Annotated in this window: 13 protein-coding genes; 6 read left to right on the top strand and 7 right to left on the bottom strand. The window is 70.9% G+C overall.

The annotated features are described in order from the left end of the window. Positions 1-93 precede the first annotated feature (93 nt). Complete coding sequence (locus AC5RUW_RS16215) at positions 94-1197, bottom strand: alcohol dehydrogenase catalytic domain-containing protein (RefSeq protein ID WP_494161622.1); 1104 nt, start codon at positions 1195-1197, stop codon at positions 94-96. A gap of 183 nt (positions 1198-1380) precedes the next feature. Here AC5RUW_RS16215 and AC5RUW_RS16220 point away from each other — a divergent pair, with 183 nt between their 5' ends. Continuing rightward, positions 1381-1887: a MarR family winged helix-turn-helix transcriptional regulator gene (locus AC5RUW_RS16220; RefSeq protein ID WP_494161623.1), complete on the top strand. Its 507-nt coding sequence runs from the start codon at positions 1381-1383 to the stop codon at positions 1885-1887. Between the two features lie 47 nt (positions 1888-1934). Continuing rightward, a complete protein-coding gene (locus tag AC5RUW_RS16225; protein WP_494161674.1) occupies positions 1935-3611 on the top strand; it encodes an MDR family MFS transporter in 1677 nt (558 codons plus the stop codon). 92 nt (positions 3612-3703) lie between these two features. Here the strand turns inward: AC5RUW_RS16225 and AC5RUW_RS16230 are convergent, their stop codons facing one another. Genes AC5RUW_RS16230 through AC5RUW_RS16240 form a run of 3 tightly spaced genes read right to left on the bottom strand, consistent with a single transcriptional unit; the run spans position 3704 to position 6851 of the window. After that, the gene (locus AC5RUW_RS16230) at positions 3704-4846 is read right to left on the bottom strand and encodes an FAD-dependent oxidoreductase (RefSeq protein WP_494161624.1); all 1143 of its coding nucleotides are present in this window, start codon (positions 4844-4846) and stop codon (positions 3704-3706) included. A 14-nt stretch (positions 4847-4860) separates the two neighbouring features. Next, a complete protein-coding gene (locus AC5RUW_RS16235) occupies positions 4861-5628 on the bottom strand; it encodes a class I SAM-dependent methyltransferase (RefSeq protein WP_494161625.1) in 768 nt (255 codons plus the stop codon). Next, positions 5625-6851, bottom strand: coding sequence for a type III polyketide synthase (locus AC5RUW_RS16240; protein ID WP_494161626.1), 1227 nt, complete (start codon positions 6849-6851; stop codon positions 5625-5627). Before AC5RUW_RS16240 ends, AC5RUW_RS16235 begins: the two co-directional genes overlap by 4 nt. Positions 6852-7067: 216 nt before the next feature. Here AC5RUW_RS16240 and AC5RUW_RS16245 point away from each other — a divergent pair, with 216 nt between their 5' ends. Together AC5RUW_RS16245 and mmsB are read left to right on the top strand one after the other, a co-directional pair. Beyond that, positions 7068-8507: an MFS transporter gene (locus AC5RUW_RS16245; RefSeq protein WP_494161627.1), complete on the top strand. Its 1440-nt coding sequence runs from the start codon at positions 7068-7070 to the stop codon at positions 8505-8507. A gap of 86 nt (positions 8508-8593) precedes the next feature. Beyond that, positions 8594-9502, top strand: coding sequence for a 3-hydroxyisobutyrate dehydrogenase (mmsB, locus tag AC5RUW_RS16250; RefSeq protein WP_494161628.1), 909 nt, complete (start codon positions 8594-8596; stop codon positions 9500-9502). Here the strand turns inward: mmsB and AC5RUW_RS16255 are convergent. The 3 genes from AC5RUW_RS16255 to AC5RUW_RS16265 form a co-directional block, all read right to left on the bottom strand. Beyond that, complete coding sequence (locus tag AC5RUW_RS16255) at positions 9486-11141, bottom strand: RecQ family ATP-dependent DNA helicase (protein ID WP_494161629.1); 1656 nt, start codon at positions 11139-11141, stop codon at positions 9486-9488. The two genes, mmsB and AC5RUW_RS16255, sit on opposite strands and share 17 nt — an antisense overlap. Positions 11142-11315: 174 nt before the next feature. Then, positions 11316-12095 (bottom strand): cytochrome c oxidase assembly protein, encoded by a 780-nt coding sequence (locus AC5RUW_RS16260; RefSeq protein WP_494161630.1) that lies wholly within the window; start codon positions 12093-12095, stop codon positions 11316-11318. After that, positions 12088-12579, bottom strand: a complete 492-nt coding sequence (locus tag AC5RUW_RS16265; protein WP_494161631.1) for a DUF2243 domain-containing protein — start codon at positions 12577-12579, stop codon at positions 12088-12090. Before AC5RUW_RS16265 ends, AC5RUW_RS16260 begins: the two co-directional genes overlap by 8 nt. Positions 12580-12666: 87 nt before the next feature. On the opposite strand from AC5RUW_RS16265, the gene AC5RUW_RS16270 reads away from it, so the two are divergent. Continuing rightward, positions 12667-12960, top strand: a complete 294-nt coding sequence (locus tag AC5RUW_RS16270) for a DUF503 domain-containing protein (protein ID WP_494008415.1) — start codon at positions 12667-12669, stop codon at positions 12958-12960. Positions 12961-13013: 53 nt separating this feature from the next. Next, on the top strand, positions 13014-15503 hold the full coding sequence (locus AC5RUW_RS16275; RefSeq protein ID WP_494161632.1) for a Tex family protein: 2490 nt from the start codon (positions 13014-13016) through the stop codon (positions 15501-15503). Positions 15504-15556: the final 53 nt, after the last annotated feature.

Consider the following 15556-nt stretch of genomic DNA (forward strand, 5'->3'; position numbering starts at 1 on the left):
TGGACGATACGAGTGTGGTAACCCATATCGAACCGGAGACCCTCGCCTATTTAACTCTTGCCACGCCGTTCACAACCTCCGTAAGAGCTACACCTAGAACAGCACCACCTGGCGCAGTTCGGCGGCGTCGGCCAGCCTGTCCATGCCGAGGTTGATGTCCTCCAGCCGCAGCTGCGCGGAGATCAGCTTCTCCACCGGCAGCCGCCCTTCCCGCCAGCGCCGCACATACTCCGGAATGTCGCGTGCCGGCACCGCCGAACCGAGGTAGCTGCCGATGATGGTCCGCGCCTGTGCGGTGATCAGCAGCGGAGAAATACTGACCCGGGCCTCCGGCGAGGGCAGCCCGGCCGTCACCGTGCGTCCACCGGGAGCCGTGGCGGCAAACGCGGTTTCGAAGGCACGGGCGTTGCCGGCGGCCTCCACGGCATGGCTGGCCGTCAGGCCTAGGTCGGCCACCTGCTGCGGCGTGTACACCTCATGCGCGCCCAGGTTCCGCGCGTGCTCCAGTTTTGCTTCGGCCATGTCGACGCCGATGACCCGGACATCGGGCAGGGACGCTGCGACCATGACCGCCGCCATGCCCACGCCGCCCAGGCCCACCACCATGAGCGATTCACCCGGTGCGGGGCGGGCGGCGTTCAGGACCGCACCGCCGCCGGTGAGCACTGCGCACCCGAGGACGGCGGCCACCGGCGCCGGCACGTCGTCGTCCACCGGCACCACCGAATTGCGGTGCACCACGGCGTGGTCGGCGAACCCGGAGACGCCCAGGTGGTGATGGACAGGCCCGCCGTCGCGGTGCAGCCGCCGTCCGCCGCCCAGCAGTTCGCCGCGTTCGTTGCTGGCGCTGCCGGCGCTGCAGGGCACCTGGCCGTCCGTGGCGCAGCCGGCGCACTGTCCGCAGCGGGGCAGGAAGGTCATCACCACGCGTTGTCCCGGCACCAGGTCGGCGACGCCGCTGCCCACCTGCTCAACCCGTCCGGCGGCTTCGTGACCCAGCAGCATGGGCACCGGCCGGCGGCGGTTGCCGTCCACCACGGACAGGTCCGAATGGCACAGCCCGGCGGCCTCCATGCGGACCAGCACCTCCTGTTCGCCGGGCGGATCCAGCTGAAGGTCGACAACGTTCAGCGGCCGCGACCGCGCGTACGGCCGGGCGGCTCCGATCTGTGCCAGCACGGCTCCGGTGATCTGCATGGGCGGGCCTTTCCGTCGGTGGGTGGAGCCAGTCTGACACGAGCCGGCGGCCCGGGGTGCATACCGCCGGCATGCACCCCGGAACTGTACCGTGGCCCACAGTTGGTTGCCTGAAGCAAACAACCTGCGTATAGTTGCCTGACGCAAGCAAACTTCCGTTCCCGCATCCCCTGAAAGGCGGACGTGTCAGTACGACAGGAAACCGCTGAAGACCTCATCCACCAGATTTCGGTGCTGCAGCGCCAGCTGCGCTGCGTCACCCAGCAGAGCGTCATCAGCACCGGCCCAGGCGCGGCCCTGCAGGGCGTCATGCGTATCATCAGCGAAAGCGGTGAACTGCGGGCCACCGACCTCGCCCACCAGCTGGGCATCGGTCCGGCGGGCCTCAGCCGCCACATCGCTGAATTGGAGGAGTTGGGCTGGGTCCAGCGCCGGCCCGATCCGCAGGACGGCCGCGCCTATCTGATCAGCCTCTCCGCGGAGGGCCGGGCCACCCTGGCCGATGCCCTGCACCGCCGCGCCCTGCTCCTGCAGGACATGCTCAAGGAATGGACCGAAGACCAGGCCAGCGACACCGCCGGCTGCCTGGCCCGCCTGTCAGCGACCCTGCAGGCGTCCACCCGGTCAACCCGCCCGGGCACCACATCCCTGCCCCTCACTTCACCTGCCCCGGAGGCCAACGCCCAGTGACCACCCCCAAGACTCCAGCCGCTCCGGCCCACCACGACCCGGAGAAGATGACGCACCGCCAGATCCTGCAGGTGCTCACCGGGCTTCTGGCCGCCCTGTTCACCGCCATGCTGAGCTCCACCATCGTGGCGACGGCGCTGCCGACCATCATCGGCGACCTTAAAGGCACCCAGACCGACTACGCCTGGGTCGTCACCGCCGCCCTGCTCGCCAACGCGGTCAGCACCCCGATCTGGGGCAAGCTCGCGGACCTGTTCAACAAGAAGGTGCTCGAACAGCTCGGCATCGTCATCTTCGTGGCCGGCTCGGTCCTGGCCGGGTTCGCCAATGACATGACCGTCATGCTCGTGGCCCGGGTCATCCAGGGCCTCGGCATGGGCGGCCTGACCGCGCTGGGCATGGCGATCATCGGCTCGATCATTCCGCCGCGGGAACGCGGCCGCTACTCCGGCTACATGGGCGCCGTCATGGCGGTGGCCACCGCCGGCGGCCCGCTGCTGGGCGGCTTCATCGTCGACAGCCCGCTGGGCTGGCGGTGGACGTTCTTCAGCTGCATTCCGCTGGCCGTGATCGCGATGATCCTGCTGCAGTTCACGCTCAAGATCAAGCACGAGAAGAAGCCCGCCAGCATCGACTGGCTCGGCAGCATCCTGCTCAGCGGCGGCGTCTCGCTGCTGCTCATCTGGGTCTCCTTCGCGGACCAGGACGGCTACTACGCCTGGCTCTCCTGGGAGTCGGCGGCCATGGTCGGCGGCAGCATCGTGCTGCTGGCCCTGCTGGTGCTGGTCGAATCCAAGGTCAAGGCCCCGATCATTCCGCTGAACATCATCCGGCAGCGCACCACCGCCCTGGTGATCATCGCCTCGGTGGCCGTGGGCATCGCCATGTTCGCCTCCACCACCTATCTGGGCCAGTACTTCCAGGTTGCCCGCGGCTACAGCCCGACGGCGGCCGGCCTGCTCATGCTGCCGCTGATCGCCGGCAACCTGCTCGGTTCCGTCGGCTCCGGGCAGCTGATCACCCGGTACGGCAAATGGAAGATCTACCTGATCATCGGCGCCGCCCTCGTGGTGCTGGGCACCGGGCTCTCGGGCATGATCAACCACGAGACGGACATGGTCCTGGTCGGGGTGTTCCTGTTCATCCTGGGCCTGGGCATGGGCCTGCTGATGCAGAACCTGGTGCTGGCCGTGCAGAACACGGTCTCCATCTCCGACATCGGCGCGGCCAGCGCCTCGGTGGCGTTCTTCCGCACGGTCGGCGGCGCCGTCGGCGTCTCGGTGCTCGGCGCCGTGCTTTCCCGCCAGGTCACCTCCCGGGTCACCACCCGGTTCGAGGAACTGGGCATGCCCACCGGCCAGGGCGCGGAGGCAGCCACCCTGGACATCGGTTCCCTGCCCGGCCCGATCGCCGAGATCTTCCGCGCCGCGTACGGCGACGGCATCGCCGTGGTCTTCCGGATCGCCGCGCTGGTCGCCGTGATCGCGCTGGTAGCCGTGCTGTTCATCCGCGAACAGAAGCTGCGCCTGACCCTGGACCTGAAGCCGTCCGCCCCGGTGGACCCGGAAGTGACCGGCGGCAGCGAACTGGTCCGCACGGCAGCCGATCCGGCTGCCCAGCCCGCCGGGGTGCCCGCCCGCCCGGCAGCGCCCGACGCCGGGCCCGACGGGGGAGCGGGGACCGCCGACGGCGCCTCCGAACCTTCGGAGGCCGGCCGGCGCTGAGGCCCCGGAAGACAGCAGGCAGCAACGGCGGCCGGTTCATAGGAACCGGCCGCCGTTCGCGTTTCGGGCCGCCGTGAGCCGGTTCGGGGCGCTTATTGCATGGTGAAGCGGCGTGCCACGGCGTCGGCGGCCGGCCCGGACCGCAGCAGCGCCCCCATTGCCCGGTTGCGGACCGCCATCACCGCCGGCGGCAGCGGCCGGCCCAGGGCCATGTTCAGCCGTGCCTGGGCGTCCGCCACCACGGCGCCGCGCCGCCGGCGCCGCTGGAACCGCAGCAGGGCGGCCCCCACGTCGTCGCCGCGCAGGGAACGGACGATCAGCGGCACGGCCGCGGCGGCGTCCATCCAGCCCAGGGTCATCCCCTGGCCGCCGATCGGGCTCACCTCATGGGCCGCGTCCCCCAGGAACAGGGTGCGCCCGTGCACCATGCGCCGGACCCGCCCGGTGCGCACGGTGAACGCGCTGAGCATGGTGTTGGAGTCCGGATCGATCTTCACACCGGTGCGCCGGCGGACCTCCCCGGCCAGGTCCGCGGCGTCGTCCAGGGGCCGCAGCGCGCCGGTGTGCGCGACCCAGCGGCGGGTGCCGCCCGGAAGCGGAAACGACTCCACGATGCCGTCGGGCTCCAGGTAGAGCACGCCCAGCGGGCCGTCGCCGGTGTCGTCGGCGAAGTCGCCCATGAGGTAGGAATCCAAGACCCGCTCGCCCGTCCGCGGCACTGCCAGCAGCCCGCGCACGCCGGACCGGGCGCCGTCGGCCGCCAGCAGCAGCCGCGCGGTCACCGACGCGTCCGACGCAGGGCCGGCCAGGTCCAGGGTGACCGAGGCGGGGCCCTGGCGGACGCCGGTGACGGCCGTGCCCCGGACCAGCGCCGAGGCGTCCAGCGCGGCGAGCCGCTCCTCCAGCACCTGCTCCGTCCGGACCTGCGGCAGGGTCAGGACGAACGGGTACTTCGTGTCGGCGGAGTCGAACCGCACCTCGGCCACCAGGGAACCGGCGAAGCGGGCCTGCCCGCGGCGGATCCGCATCCCCTCGCCGGAGAGCTGCTCCGCGACGCCGGCCGCGGCCAGCGCCCGCAGCCCGGGCGGATGGATGCCGATGGCCCGCGAGTGCGCGCTGCGCTCCGTGCGCTGCTCAAACACCCGCACCCGCAGCCCCCGGCGCAGCAGCAGGATGGCGGTGTATAACCCGACCGGCCCGCCGCCGACCACGGCCACATCCAGCTCCGGCTCCACGGAGGCCGGTCCCCTCACGGCTGCCGGCCGCCGTCGGGGGTGAACATCAGCAGGTTCTGCCACGGCCGGTGCTGCACCGTCGTCCACCCGCCGGGCGCCGCCGCGGCCATCTCGGTGCGGGTGAAGCTGCGCCGGATCGACGTCAGGCCGTCTTCGCGGATGAACGAGCCGGGGAAAAAGGGGAGCGTGCCCACCGAGAACAGGGCGTAGCCCCACGGGTTCCGTTCGATGTCGCTGTGCAGGCACAGCCGGCGGGTCAGCTGCTCCGAATCGGTCAGCAGCTCCTTGAACCGGGTCTCGTCCAGATGGTGCAGCATGTGGTTGCTGACCACAAGGTCGTATTCCCGGCCCTCGGCCACCAGGTCGGAGCTGTACGCCTGGCGGAACTCAAGCCCCGGCCGGGGCCGTGCGGACGCGAAGGCGTGGGCGCGCGGATCAGGGTCCAGGGCCGTGATCCGCAGGTCGATGCCGTCGCGGCGCGCCCAACGGGCCAGTGCCCGCGGCAGGTCGGCGCCGCCGGAACCGATGTCGAGCAGCGTGTGCGGGCCCGGGCCGGAGAGCAGCGGCCGCAGGTAACGGACGTAATTGCGCCGCCAGCCGGACACCACCGCGTTGATCAGCCAGAACTGCGCGTAGGTCCGCTCCAGCCGGCGCGGATCGCAGTCCGGGCGGTCCATCTGCTCCACCGCGTCGGTGGCCCGCACGCTCAGGTCCGGGACCAGGGCCCGGCGCAGGCGCGCCGCCGGGCTTCCGGTCCGGCTTCCCGTGCCGGATGCGCTCATGCTCCTGCCGGAACGGCGGCGGGTGCGCCGTCGGACACGTCCGCAGCAGCCGGAACCTGCACCGCAGCGGCGTCGGCCGCCGGGGCGCCCACCGGCCCGCCCACGCGGGTGAACAGGCCGGTCTCCACGGTCAGGCCGGGGCCGAAGGCCATCGAGCAGATCCGCTCGTTGCCGCCCGAGAAGGGCTGCTCCAGGATGTGCTTGAGCACGAACAGCACGGTGGCGCTGCTCATGTTCCCGAAGTTGCGCAGCGTTTCCCGGGCGGGCAGCAGCTGCTCCTCGGAAAGCCCCAGCTTGGACTCGACCTTGTCGAGGATGCTCCGCCCGCCCGGGTGGATCGCCCAGTGTTCAATCTCGTGGTACGGCACGCCGTCCAGCGTCGGATCGGAGGCGAGCAGCGGCTCCAGGGCCCCGACGATGTGGTCGTCGATGATGTGCGGCACGTAGGTGCCCAGGACCATTTCGAAGCCCTCGTCGCCGATGTTCCAGGCCATCGACTCCTCGCCGACCGGAGTCAGCACGGTTTCGAAGTGGTCGAGCTGGATGGCGGGGGTGTCGGCGGGCAGGTCCCGTCCGGTGATCACCGCGGCGGCCGCGCCGTCGGCGAAGAGGGAGGAGCCCATGATGGTGTCCGGATCATTGGACGTGCGCACGTGCAGCGAGCACAGCTCCGCGCTGACGACCAGGACGACGGCGTTCGGGTCCTCCTGGCAGAAGGACTTGGCGGCGCGCATGGCCGGGAAGGCGGCGTAGCAGCCCATGAAGCCAAGGTGGTAGCGCCGCACCGACGGGTTCAGGCCCAGGGCCCGCACCACCTTGTAATCCGGGCCGGGGTTGAAGAAGCCGGTGCAGGAGACGGTCACGACGTGCGTGACGTCCTCGGCGGAGATGTCGGGGCAGGCGGCGAGGGCCTTCTGCGCGGCCTCGATGAACAGCTTGGTGGCTTCCACCGCGAAGATCTCGTTGCGGGTCTTGGTGCTCGGGCTCATCAGCTGCCCGGACGCGGAGTCGAAGAACGCCGGGTTCTCGGCGCGGTGCCCCAGCGAAAGCTCGGCGACCGCAGTACGGCGCGTATCGATGGCGGCGGAGTCGAAACAGGTGCGGACCAACCGCTGGCCCAGGCGGGTGAGCCCGGGCTGGGAGGCGAACACGTCACGTGCCTCTGACTGGATAAGGATGGTCGGCGGGAGAGCAGTTTCGAGGGACCTCAGGGTAACCGTCATAGTCCATTCTTAGGGGAGAGTGTCGCCGGGCACAATCCGAGGGGCGCCGGGGACGGGGCTGCGGCGCCGCCGGACACGCCCGCCGAAAGGATTGAGCAGCGGGCCCGGCGGGGCCATACTCGTACCACCCTGCCCCCGCAGGGCCGGCCGGGCCTGCCGCCCCTGTGCACAGCGCTCCGCCCGGAACCGTGTCAATGAGGACACCAAGGAGTGCGCATGGCTTCCGTATCCCGCCCGGCCCCCGACGCTGAGCCCTCGCCCAGGAACCTTCGGCAGGTGGTGGCGGCCTCCATGGCCGGCACCGTCGTCGAATGGTACGAGTTTTTCCTCTACGCCTCAGCCGCGACCCTGGTGTTCGGCAAGCTTTTCTTCCCCAACGCCGGCACCGACCTCGACAGCATCATCGCCGCGTTCGTCACCTACGCCGTCGGCTTCCTGGCCCGGCCCATCGGCGGCATAGTCTTCGGGCACTTCGGCGACAAGCTCGGCCGGAAGCAGCTGCTGCAGCTGAGCATCATCCTGGTCGGCACCTCGACCTTCCTGATGGGGTGCCTGCCCGGCTTCGACTCCATCGGCTACTGGGCGCCGGCCCTGCTGGTGACGCTGCGCTTTATCCAGGGCTTCGCCGTCGGCGGAGAATGGGGCGGGGCGGTGCTGCTGGTCGCAGAGCACAGTCCGGCCCGCTCGCGCGGCTTCTGGGCCAGCTGGCCGCAGTCCGCGGTGCCGATGGGCAATCTGCTGGCCACCGGCGTCCTGTTCCTGCTCTCCTCCACCCTCAGCGAGGAGGCATTCCTCAGCTGGGGCTGGCGGGTGGCGTTCTGGCTCTCCGCCGTCATCGTGATCATCGGCTATTACATCCGCACCAAGGTCTCCGACGCACCGATCTTCAAGGCGGCGCAGGCGGAGGTGGAGCAGGAGTCGAAGGGCTACGGCGTGGTGGAGGTCTTCCGCCGGTACCCGCGCGGCGTCTTCACCGCCATGGGCCTGCGCTTCGCAGAGAACATCCTCTACTACCTGGTGGTCACCTTCTCCATCACCTATCTCAGCACCGTGGTGAAGACCGATACGTCCCGGATCCTGCTGCTGCTCCTGGCAGCGCACTTCATCCACTTCTGCACCGTGCCGCTGGTGGGCCGGCTCTCCGACTCCCTGGGCCGCCGCCCGGTCTACCTGGCCGGGGCCGTGCTGGGCGCCACCTGGGGCTTTTTCGCTTTCCCGATGATGGACACCGGCCGGGACCTGATGATCCTGGCCGCGGTGACGATCGGCCTGATGTTCCATGCGCTGATGTACGCCGGACAGCCGGCCATCATGGCCGAGATGTTCCCCACCCGGATGCGCTACAGCGGCGTTTCGCTGGGGTACCAGGTCACCTCCATCGTCGCCGGCTCGCTGGCTCCGATCATCGCCACGAGCCTCCTGAGCCGCTACGACTCCTCCGTGCCGGTTGCCATCTACCTGCTGATTGCCTGCATCATCACCGTGGTGGCGGTGCTGGCCCTGCGGGAGACCCGGGGATTGTCCCTGCACGACGTCGACGCCGCCGACGCGCAGGGCACCGCGGATCTGATGAGCGCCAAGGCTGCCAAGGACGCGGAAACGGCGGCGGCCGCCGGCGCCGGCCGGGGACGGCGCCGCACCCGGCCCGGGCGCTAGCCGCAAGGGGCCGGCAGGCCTTGCCCGCCCAGGGGCGGGAGTGCAAGGCTGTCAGCACTTCTCAACGCGAAGCAAAGGAGCTTGGCATGGCCGCAGTGGGCTGGATCGGATTGGGCAACATGGGCGGGCCGATGGCCGCCAACCTGGTGAAGGGCGGGCACTCGGTGCGCGGCTTCGACGTCGTACCGGCAGCGGTGCAGGCCGCGGCGGCGGCCGGCATCGAACCTGCAGGTTCCGTCGCGGAGGCGGTCGGCGGGGCCGACGTCGTCTTCACGATGCTGCCCAAGGGCGAACACTCGCGTGCCGTGTACCTGGGGGAAGACGGCATCTTCGCGGCAGCCTCCACGGACACGCTGCTCGTGGAATCCTCCACGATCGACATCGAAACGGCGCAGCTGCTGCACGACACCGCGGCCGGGGCCGGGTTCCGGTTCGTAGATGCCCCGGTCTCCGGCGGCATCAGCGGGGCGGCGGCGGGCACCCTTACCTTCATGGTGGGGGGTGAGCCGGGCGCGGTGCAGGAGGCGGCCGGCTACATCGAACCGATGGCCGGCAACGTCATTGCCACCGGAGGCCCGACCACCGGGGAAGCGGCGAAGATCTGCAACAACCTGATGCTGTTCATCAACATGGCCGGCACCGCCGAGGGCGCGGTGCTGGCGGACCGGCTGGGCCTGGACCGGAAGGTCTTCTGGGACATCGCCTCCGTGTCCTCCGGAGACAGCTGGGCCCTGCGCACCTGGTACCCGCTGCCCGACGTCGTCCCGACGGCGGCCGCGAACAAGGACTTCGCGCCGACCTTTACGGCGGACCTGGCGAACAAGGACATCACGCTCGCGCTGCAGGCCGCGGAGGGCACCGGTACGCCCCTGCGGGTCGGCGCCAAGGTGCAGGAGCTGCTCCAGCAGCTGCTCGACGCCGGGCAGGGAGGCCGGGACTGCACCATGATCGTGCAGCTGGTGGACGGGCGGCTGGAGGTCACCGACCGGGCTTGAGGAGTTCCTTTTCCAGCACCAGCTCCAGGGACAGGGTCTTGTAGCCCTCGGACTCGAAGAGCACGGTAACGGTCGCGTCCTCGTAGCTCATGACCATCCCGGGCCCCCACTCCGGGTGGGTCACCGTGGACTGCACGGGGAAGGGCTGCGGGCCCTCGGATTCCTGCGGGCCCAGCTCTTCGCCCTGCTCCTCCGCGCGCTCGCAGTTGTCGCAGTACCCGCACATGTCCTCGGCGTCCTCGCCGAAGTAGTTCAGCAGGAAGCGGCGCCGGCACTCCGTGGTCTCGGCGTACTGGCGCATCATTTCCAGGCGGGAGGAGTCGATGTTCTCCCGCTGCCCGGAGAACTCGACGGCGGCCTGCACCGCCGCGTCGACCCCGCCGCGCCGGGACACGTAGCAGTAGCCGTCTTCGCCGGCCTCCACCGAGCCGGACTGCTCCAGCAGCGAGAGCTGGCCGGAGAGCCGCCGCGCGCCGACGTCCAGCTCCTCCCGCAGCTGCGCCGCGGGCACCGGGTTGTGCCGGCCCTTCAAAGCGTTCAGCACCTGCAGCAGGCCGTCCTCGTCCGGAGCCTTGGCGGCGAAGAAGCGGCGCAGCCCCAGGTCCTCGGGCCGGTAGTGCAGAAAGACCTCGCAGGCCTGGCCATCGCGGCCGCCCCGGCCGATCTCCTGGTAGTAGCTGTCCACCGAATCCGGGACATCGGCGTGCACCACGAACCGCACGTTGGGTTTGTCGATGCCCATGCCGAAGGCCGTGGTGGCCACCACCACGTCCAGTTCATCGCCCAGGAACTGCTCGTGGATGCGTTCGCGGTCGTCCTTCCGGCGGCCGGAATGGTAGGCGTCGGCGCGCACCCCCGCCTCCTGCAGCCGCTCGGCGTACTCTTCGCTTTCCCGTCGCGTCGCCACGTAGAGCAGTCCCGGACCCGGCAGCGCGGCCACCTGCTCGAGGATCGCCCGGCGCTTGTCCTCATCCTCGACGTAGCGGCCGGCGCCCAGGTGCAGGTTGGGGCGGTCAAAGCCCTGCGCCACCTGCAGCGGCTCCCGCAGGCACAGCTGCTCGATGATTTCCGCCCGCACGGGCGGGGCCGCGGTCGCGGTCAGCGCGACGACGGGCCGGCCGAGCGACTCGACCAGAGGACCGAGCTGCAGGTAGTCGGGACGGAAATCGTGGCCCCAGGCGGAGACGCAGTGTGCTTCGTCGATCACCAGCAGGGAGACGTCGAGCCCGCGCAGCCGGTCGGCAATTTCCTCCCGGGTGACCTGCTCCGGTGCCAGGAACAGGAACTTCGCCCGCCGCGACTCGTCGTCCTCTTCCGCCGCGGCCCAGGCCTCGTCCCAGGATCCCTGGGACTCTGTGGAGTTCAGCACGTAGGCGCGGACCGCGCCGGCGGCCTCGTTGATGGCGTCCGCCTGGTCCCGCTGCAGGGCGATCAGCGGAGAAATCACGACGGCGGTGCCCGGCATTGCCATGCCCGGCACCTGGTAGACGGCGGACTTGCCGGCGCCGGTGGGCATCACGCAGAGCACGTCCCGGCCCGCAGCGGCGGCCTCCATGGCTTCGAGCTGTCCCGGCCGGAAGTCTTCCCAGCCGAACACCTCGGCGGCGGTGCGCTGCAGGTCGCTGCGGGACGTGGTCATGGTCTTTCCTCCTGGCCTGGAAGCGGTGCCGGCGGCGCCGCGGTTCATCAGCCTACTGAGTTCCGCGGCCCCGCGCCGCATTGGGTGGCTTACGCCACGTCGGGGAGCTTCGCCCCCTGGGTTGCCGGTGACGGGCACGGGAATCGTGTGGGCTGACGGATGGGCGGAGCGGTGTCAGGATGCCCGGGGGCGGGCGACGGCGGCGCGTTCCCGGGGCCGGGCGGCCCGGTACCACTGCCGGCAGAAGATGATGATGACCACCAGCTCCAGCACCGCCCCGCCGTAGTACATCACCAGGGCGCCCGCCTCGGCCTGCTCCGCCGGGACACCGGCCGGCGGGTCCGCGTAGATCACCTTGGCCAGGATGTTGTGGGCCGCCACCGAAAGCACCAGCACCGCGGCGCGCAGCGGGAAGGACGCCCGGTGCGCCAGCGGATCCCGGCTGATCAGGGCGGCTGTCCACAGATAGCCGGCGGCCACCAGGTGCGCGGTGACCAGCCAGTGCACCGGCATTGACTCCTGCATGGCCTGCAGCAGCGGCGTGCGGAACATGAGCCACATGCCGCCGACGTTCAGCACCGCCGCTGTCACCGGATGGGCGAGGAAACGCAGCGGAACGCTGCGCAGCAGCCGGCTCAGCCGGCGGGCGGGAAACACCGCCAGGGTGCGCAGCGCCAGGGTGAAGGGGCGTGAGAGCACCAGCAGCAGCGGGGCGGCCATCCCGGCCATCAGGTGCGCGACGCTCAGCACCGTAAAGGAGTCATGGATCGCATTGGCCATCGGCTGCAGCACAGTGGCCAGGGCAGTCAGCACGCCGGCCGTGAAGAACGCGGTGCGGTACCAGGGCCAGCGTCCCGAGCGGGCGGAGAACGCAGCCCTGCCGTAGGCGATCACCGCCACGACGGCAGGAATGAGGAACAGGGACTCCGCGGTCCCGCCGCCGTGGTTATGCATCGGTCCCGTGCGTCACACGGTGGGCCGGCACGGCGCTGCGGGTGCGGTACAGCAGCAGGGTGCCGGCCAGGATCAGCAGCACGGCCACGCCGTTCCACACGGCGTCGTAGGGCAGCAGATCCACGTTGTAGCGGATCTGATGCAGGTTCAGGAGCTTGTGCTGCACGATGCCGTCGTAGAGCTGGAACGCCCCGGCACCCAGCAGCACGGCCCCGGCCCAGCGGGCGGGCAGAAGATCCTGCCGGCGGCGGAGATCCGCGAACAGGAACAGCGACGCCACGGTGGCGAACCAGCTGAAGGCATGGAACAGGCCGTCGGAGACCAGGCCGGCGGCCAGCGTCGCCCGGTCGTAGAAGTGGTGCCAGTGCAGCAGCTGATGGAAGACGACCTCGTCCACGAACCCGGCAATGCCGATGCCGAGCAGGAGCCCGGACAGGAGGTTGCGGCGGCGGGCGGTGGGGGCAGTCGTGGTCTCGGAGGCCATTAATCGAACATAACACTGCTGATGATTGCCGCACACGGCCGGCGGGCCTGCTGGCTCCCGACACCGCAACCGGGTGAGGATGGACCCATGTGGATCGGTGCCCTGGAATTCGACCTGCTGCTCGGCGACGTGCATTCGCTCAAGGCCAAGCGCTCGGTGGTGCGCCCCATCCTGGCCGAACTGAAGCGCAAGTTCGACGTTTCCGCGGCCGAGGTCGGCAGCCTGGACCTGCATCGCCGGGCGGCGATCGGCGTCGGGCTGGTGGGCGCTGACCGCGCCCACGTGTCCCAGGTGCTCGACGCCGCGGAGCGGCTGGTGGCCGCCCGGCCGGAGGTGCAGCTGCTGGCAGTGCGCCGTCAAATGCTCACGGCGGAGGACTGAGATCGGCCGCGGCGTTTGCGCCGCCCGGCCGGCCATGGGGAACAATTGGGCGGGTGAGCCCAACCGCATCCGAGACCGCTGACCAAACCGCCGAAGAATCCGTGCTCGCCCGGATCGCCGCTGAACTGGGCGTCGCCGTACGCCAGGTGCGTGCCGCCGTCGAGCTGCTGGACTCCGGCTCCACCGTGCCGTTCATCGCCCGGTACCGGAAGGAGGCCACCGGGGCGCTCGACGACGCGCAGCTGCGCGAACTGGAGGAGCGCCTGCGCTACCTGCGTGAGCTCCAGGACCGGCGCCGTGCCGTTCTGGAGGCGATCGGGGGCCAGGGCAAGCTGACCGATGAGCTGCGCGCGGCTGTCCTCGCCGCCGAGACCAAGGCCCGTCTGGAGGACATCTACCTGCCCTACAAGAGCAAGCGGCGGACCAAGGCGCAGGCCGCGCGGGAGGCCGGGCTGGAGCCGCTGGCCGAGGCCCTGCTGTCCAATCCCGGGCTCGACCCCGAGGCGGAGGCCGCCCGCTACCTTTCCGACGCCGTCCCGGATGCCGGCGAGGCGCTCGCCGGGGCCCGCGCCATCCTGGTGGAACGTGCCACCCAGGACGCGGACCTGCTCACCGAGCAACGTGAACGGCTGTGGAAGCAGGGTCGGCTGCGGTCCCGGGTCCGGCCCGGCAAGGACGCCGAAGGGCAGAAGTTCGCCGACTACTTCGATTTCGCGCAGTCGCCTTCCGGGATGCCCTCGCACCGGGTGCTGGCCCTGCTGCGCGGAGAGAAGGAGGGGGTGCTGGAACTGACCCTGGCCGAAGCGGATCCGGCCGACGCCGAGGCCCTGGCCGCTGCCCGGGCCCGGTTCGAGGCCGCGGTGGCCGCCCGGCTCGGCGTGCGCGCCGGCGGCCGGCCCGCCGACGCATGGCTGGCGCAGACCGTGCAGCAGGCCTGGCGGCGCATCCTCGCCAAACTGTCGGTGGACCTGCGGGTCCGCCTGTACACCGAGGCGGAGGAGGAGGCCGTGCGGGTCTTCGCCGCCAATCTGCGCGATGTGCTGCTGGCTGCCCCGGCCGGCAACCGTGCCACCCTGGGCCTGGACCCGGGGCTGCGCACCGGCGTGAAGGTTGCCGTGGTGGACGGCACCGGCAAGGTCGTGGACACCGACACCGTTTATCCGCACGCCCCCGCCCGCCGCTGGGACGAAGCGCTGGGCCGGCTGGCGGACCTGGCCCGCCGGCACGCCGTCGAGCTGATCGCCATCGGCAACGGCACCGCCTCACGCGAAACGGACCGGCTCGCTGCGGAGCTGCTGCGGCTGCTGCCCGGAACCCGGCTTCAGAAGCTGGTGGTGTCCGAAGCGGGGGCCAGCGTGTACTCCGCCTCCGCCCTGGCCAGCGCGGAACTGCCGGGGCTGGACGTGTCGCTGCGCGGCGCGGTGTCCATCGCCCGCAGGCTGCAGGATCCGCTGGCCGAACTGGTCAAGATCGACCCGAAATCGATCGGTGTGGGCCAGTACCAGCACGACGTCACCCAGGCCAAGCTCGAACGTTCCCTGGACGCCGTGGTCGAGGACTGCGTCAACGCCGTCGGGGTGGACCTGAACACCGCTTCGCCCGCCCTGCTGGCCCGGGTGGCCGGCGTCGGCCCGCTGCTGAGCGGGAACATCGTCGCCTACCGCAACGAGGTCGGCCCCTTCACCCGCCGGAAGGACCTGCTCAAGGTGCCGCGGCTCGGAGCGAAGGCGTTCGAGCAGTGCGCCGGGTTCCTGCGGGTCAGCGGCGGGCCGGAGCCCCTGGACGGCTCCAGCGTGCACCCCGAGTCCTACAGTCTGGCCCGCCGCATCCTGGCCGCCGCCGGTGCCGAAATGGGCCCGTCCGGGGCCGAGCTGGCCGGGCTGGACCCGGCGGCGTTCGTCGACGACACCTTCGGGCTGCCCACCGTGCTGGACGTGATGGCCGAACTGCGCAAACCGGGCCGGGATCCGCGCCCGGCGTTCAGGACCGCCGAATTCTCCGACGGCATTGAAAAGATCTCGGATCTGCAGCCAGGAATGGTGCTCGACGGTGTGGTCACCAACGTGGCCGCGTTCGGCGCGTTCGTGGACGTGGGCGTGCACCAGGACGGACTGGTCCACATCTCCGCGATGTCACACAGCTTTGTCTCGGATCCCCGGGAAGTGGTCAAATCCGGGCAGGTCGTCAAGGTGAAGGTCCTGGAGGCGGATCCGGAGCGCAGGCGCATCTCCCTGACCCTGCGGCTGGACGACGACGCCGCGCCGGGCGGCAATCCGCGCGGCGGACGCGAGGGGCAGCGGGCGGACAGCCGCCGGCCCGGCGCGGGCGCAGCCGCCAGCAACGGGAAAGGCCGGAACCGGGACGGCAAGACCACGGACCGTAGCGCCACGGCGGGCGCCGGCAGGGAAGCCCGCCAGCCTGCCGGCCGCGGCGGGCAGCCGGCCCGGCAGGGAGGAAAAGCGCCGCGCACACCGGGCAGTGCAGGACGGCCGGAGCCGCAGGGCGCCATGGCCGAGGCGCTGCGCCGGGCGGGGCTGGCCTAGAGGCATTCAGCGCCGGTCCCCGGGCAGCCGGTCAGCCCGGGGACCGGGCTGGC

The sequence above is a fragment of the Arthrobacter sp. Y3222053 genome, assembly GCF_059092805.1.